The following is a 5134-nucleotide window of genomic DNA, read 5'->3' as shown; positions in this document are numbered from 1 at the left end:
TTCCGGTATATTGGTGGTCGCTGGCCTTCAAGCTGTATTATTAGCTCTCCAAGAACGATTGTTGCGACTTCGCCCATCGGGCACACATATTCAAAAATTATCCCCTTTATAATTACCATGGAAAAAATACCATGGAAAAAACAGTTTTTCATACTATTGCAGTTTTTATTTTTAACCATTTTATTAGGTTCCAGCATTTACTTTTTTTCACTAAGAGTTAGGGCGTAATTCTTTTTTATGGCGAAAACCATTTTAGTATTGTCAGCCTGGTTAGTTTTTGCGGTTCTTTTAATTGGTCGGCACCAAGGGATGGCGAGGACAAAAGGCTATTTACGGCACTTTATTGGGTGTATTACACTATTAATAGTTTTGTATATTTAGGTTGTATATTTTAGTAGTCATAGTAGTCAATTAATTGTGATTCAGTAATTTTCTTGAGCTCTATGGTCTTCCAATTCGGGAGCATTATTCTAATTAAGACCTTTATTTGGAAACCTTTGAGACTATGGGACTCCATTGACCCATGCTGATGTTCAATACTTTAGCGTATTGTTCTTCTTACTTATTTTAATATCTGCTTTTTTTGATTCAGAAACAGGAATGATGGCTATTAACCACTATCGTTTGCGTCATTTGGCCTGTAAAGGTAATGTCAAGACGCAACGAGTAATACAGCTTTTACAACGGCCGGATCGATTAATTGGCGTTATTTTGATTGGTAACACTTTCGCCAATATTTTGGATTTGGTGATTCCCATCGTTATTGCTGTTCATTTTTTAGGAAATTTGGGAGTTATCGTTGCGACAGTAATTTTAACTTTATTGATTTTGATATTTGCAGAAACTACGCCTAAAACATTAGCTGTCTTACATCCTCAACAGGTTGCTTTCCCAACTTCTTTAGCGCTTAAAATTTTATTACGCGTGCCCTACCCATTGGTTTGGTTGATTAATATTATATTGCTAATGGTTTCTTGCGTATTTTTCTCATATAAGGTAGCTGCACATTTACCAGAGCCTTTAACAGAGCCTTTAAGCCCCCGAAGAGTTGCGAAGTATTGTTCGTGAAGTAACAGGAAAAAATCTTTCGGGTTATCAACAAATGCTATTACGCATTTTAGATTTAGAGGAAATGACAATAGAAGATGTAATGATATCATGCAATCAAATATACGGTATTGATGTCACTGATGAGTGGGATAAGATTCTAGCGGATTTTTTGGCGTCAAAATATGATTCTTTCCCTCTTTTTTGAGAAAGTATTGATGACGTTATTGGGATATTAAACGTGCGCCGGGTGATACGTCTTCTTTTTCAGAATCAGCTCACTCAACGATAAATTGCTGAATGAGGCAGAAGAGGTTTATTTTATTTCTGATGTTACTTTGTTGAATCATTAGTTAGTTAATTTTCGACAAAAAATAAAACAATGGGGTTGGTGGTAGATGAGTATGAAGACATTCAAGGGCTTGTAACTTTACGAGATATTTTGGAAGAAATTGTAGAAGAATTTTCGATTGGTGTTGGGTGATTTCTTGCGATTGATTCATAAACAACAAGAGGGCAGTTTTTAATAGATAAGCGAATTAGTGTGCGCGATTTAAATCGTCTTATGCAATGGAATTTGCGAATAACGGGCTCTAAGACATTAAATAGGCTCATCGTTGAATATTTGGAAAGCACCCTTCTGAGGAGCGAATTACTTTATTTGTTAATCGTTTTAATTGGAGCTATTCATTTGGCGTGAAATACTGCCGTTGAGCAAGGCCAAGTGATGCGTTTATGCGGTAGTCGTGATGGACAACATTGCGATCATCAATGGATCCAGGGACAAATCATTCAAGAATTGAATACTAAAAAGCTCCGTTGATATTATGCCAAATATTTCTCCGGATATCGGTTAATATGGCGGAGTAGTTTAAATACTTATTTTGATTTTACTGTCAGTAGCTTTATCAGAGACCAACAAGGTACTTTTTATTTTTGCCCTCCCTACTAAGGATAAACAAGCTGCCGTGAGTTTTATAATCACTCAAAGTGGTCGATTACGTCTAAACCGTGCTAAAGTGTATGATTCTTATCAATTAATTAATAGGGTTAATTCATAATGCGAATTATTTTATTAGGGCTTCCCGGAGCCGGTAAAGGAACTCAAGCAGAATTTATTGCCAAGCAATTGGATATACCCAAAATTTCGACAGGAGATATGTTACGTGCTGCTGTCAAAGCAAGAACTCCCTTAGGGTTAGAAGTAAAAAAGGTAATGGAAGGAGGGGGGCTTGTTTCAGATGACATTATGATTGCATTGGTAAAAGAACACGTGAATTCACCTGATTGTCGAAAGGGCTATTTATTAGACGGTTTTCCACGTACCACGGCACAAGCAGAAGCATTACATAGTCAGAAAATTAAAATTGATTTGGTGATTGATATCAATGTGCCAGAAGAAGAAATTATTGAACGTATGACGGGTCGATTGGTCCATACTGCTTCAGGCCGAACTTACCATCGACGATACAATCCTCCAAAAATACCCGGTAAAGATGATCTAACGGATGAACCTTTAGTTCAGCGAGCCGATGATCATGAAGAGACGGTTCGAAAACGTTTAGCCATTTATAAACAACAAACCAGTCCTCTTAGCCACTATTATTCGGCGTGGAAAAAATCAGGCGATTCTCAGGCACCCCATTATTATCGTATATCAGGCCTTGGTACTATGGATGAAGTGTGGGAGCGTATTTTAAAGCTATTAAATAGCTACAAATTCGCTAATCGCAATGGTGTTAATTAATTAAAGATATAACGTGAACAGTATAATTTAACTTGAGCAATTCTCTAAAAGCCGGTTTCTTTAATGAGAATAAAGAAAAAATCCCGCTTTGCGAAGTTTTTTCAAAGAAGCTACGCTGCTCTACACTGCTGTTTTGCGAGGACGTCCACGGCGACGGGCAGTAGTTGACGCCATCGAAACTGTTTTTCTTGGGTGACAGCGATCACGTTTCGTTTTTGTCGTGCTAACTTTGGGGCTGTTTTATGGGGACGACCCGCTTGTTTTCTTCCAGTGGTTTTAACACCTCTGGTTGTGGTTCGTGATTTTTTTAGCCGCAGTTACTTTTCGGGCTGTATCTTTTCGAAGTTTAGCGAGTTTACGTGCAGCATCTTTCTTTGCTTTCGCTAATTTCTTTTATGTGGTACGTAACTTCTTACGTGTCGTCACGCTGTTTCATGACACTTCTTAAATTAAACGCTCGGAATTTACTGAAGCACTACCTGCTGTTGGACGTCCTCGCTTGCGAGAGATTTTTTGTTTTTTTTTGCTGGCATCTTTTTCTCTCTGATTAGCTAATAAAAATGATAATTAAATTTTACATAAAAAATTAATAAGTTTAAAGAAATAAATAGCTTTTTTATTATTTTAATAGAAAAATCGGGCAGAAGTGGTAAAATTTTGATGTTTTAGAGCTCTTAAAAGAAGGAAGGGGAGAGGAAATCTGGCTGAGACGAAAATTAGAGCTTGAATAACACCGCAAATTGCATTGACGATAGGACTTGAATTGTGGAACACAATATAATCTTTTCAATTTTTCTCATTTTCGCTGGTGCAGCAGTTCTATCAACTTTTGCTTTAATGACCCACCAATCGATGTTGGTTGCTTACATGCTATTAGGGATTTTGTTTGGGCCGTGGGGATTAAAATTAATTGCTAATACCGACATGCTTCGAACGGTCAGCGACGTGGGAATTATCTTCCTATTATTCCTTTTAGGCCTTAATTTGCCTCCACAAAAATTGATAACTATGTTCAAGGAAATTACCTGGGTAGCCTTAATTAGTTCGATCGTCTTCGCGATTATAGGATATCTCGTTGCTTATTTTTTTGGTTACTCGTCAGTGGAGTGCTTAGTTATTGGTGGTGCGATGATGTTTTCCAGTACGATTATCGGCATTAAGTTATTGCCAACCACGATTTTGCATCATCAACATACCGGAGAGGTAATGATCAGTGTTCTTCTGTTGCAAGACTTAATTGCTATTGCCGTTTTGTTTTTATTACACGGGGCTTCACGTGAGGGGAAGGTGCTGGTTGATATCGGCTTAGTAATATTAGGATTTCCTGCTATTTTAATTTTCGCTTATTTATTTGATCGGTTGGTTTTATTTCCTTTATTTTCTAAATTTAATCGGATTAAGGAATATCTCTTTTTATTGGCAATTGGCTGGTGTCTCAGTATGGCTGAGTTAGCTTCATTATTGGGTTTGTCAGGTGAGGTAGGTGCTTTCATTGCTGGGGTTAGCTTGGCTTCAAGACCGGTATCTGTGTATATTTCTGAAAGTTTAAAGCCAGTACGAGATTTTTTCTTAGTTTTATTTTTCTTCTCTGTGGGGGCTACTTTCGATCTTAACTTTTTACCTCTTGTTATCATCCCTGCATTAATTTTGCTTGTTTTATTGATGGGGATAAAGCCTTTAACCTATAGGTTGTTGCTACGTTGGATGGGGGAATCCAAGCAAGTAGCTTGGGAAGTAGGAGTACGCTTAGGTCAAATTAGCGAATTTTCTTTGATTATTGCTTACATGGCTCTTAGCAGCCATATTATTTCAGATAAAGCAGGCTATTTAATTGAGAGTGTTACTATATTATCTTTCATCATTTCTTCATATTGGGTTGTTATTAAATACCCTACGCCTTTGGCAATGTCCGACCGTTTGCGACGAGATTGAGAGCTATGGGGGATAGTTGAAGAATGGATTGCTATAGCCACAAAAAGATAAGCGAGAATGAGATCCATTTGAAAGTCAGTAGAGAGTGGCAGTCTATGGCTTTGGCCAGCATTTTGTTGTTGTTTGGTGATACAATGGTGGCTTCATTTCAATAGCTATAGCAGGCAATATCATTGGTTTGACACCTATTTTCATTGGCTGAAGGAACGGTTTGAACATTTATCTTTTTGGCGTGGAATTGGCGGTGTTGGTATTGTTTTGTCCTGCCCCTGATTCTTATTTATATTCTGATTGCTCATTTTGTCTGTATCTCTTAACGATAGTCGGTTATTATTTTCTAACGGTGGTGGTTTTATGGTATTGTATGGATGCACGTCCCCTTGCTACAGAAAATATAGCTCATGCAAC

General features: G+C 37.5%; 4 protein-coding genes and 1 pseudogene. All 5 read left to right on the top strand.

The genetic code is table 11. The features are described 5' to 3' along the window. Window positions 1-516 precede the first annotated feature (516 nt). The gene (locus B1F79_RS03460; protein WP_251366008.1) at window positions 517-1068 is read left to right on the top strand and encodes a CNNM domain-containing protein; all 552 of its coding nucleotides are present in this window, start codon (window positions 517-519) and stop codon (window positions 1066-1068) included. After that, window positions 1049-1255 carry a hypothetical protein gene (locus B1F79_RS03455; protein WP_251366007.1) on the top strand — a complete coding sequence of 69 codons (207 nt, stop codon included), beginning with the start codon at window positions 1049-1051 and terminating at the stop codon, window positions 1253-1255. The genes B1F79_RS03460 and B1F79_RS03455 overlap by 20 nt, the downstream gene beginning before the upstream one ends. A gap of 852 nt (window positions 1256-2107) precedes the next feature. Continuing rightward, window positions 2108-2794: an adenylate kinase gene (gene adk / locus B1F79_RS03450; RefSeq protein WP_251366006.1), complete on the top strand. Its 687-nt coding sequence runs from the start codon at window positions 2108-2110 to the stop codon at window positions 2792-2794. A gap of 762 nt (window positions 2795-3556) precedes the next feature. Next, on the top strand, window positions 3557-4726 hold the full coding sequence (locus tag B1F79_RS03445; RefSeq protein WP_251366009.1) for a cation:proton antiporter domain-containing protein: 1170 nt from the start codon (window positions 3557-3559) through the stop codon (window positions 4724-4726). A 211-nt stretch (window positions 4727-4937) separates the two neighbouring features. Next, window positions 4938-5134, top strand: a pseudogene (locus B1F79_RS03440) (hypothetical protein); the annotation flags it as partial.

This window comes from Coxiella-like endosymbiont of Rhipicephalus sanguineus (genome assembly GCF_018687865.1).
Note: the sequence above shows the minus strand (reverse complement) of the source record. Positions and strands in the feature narration are given on the sequence as shown.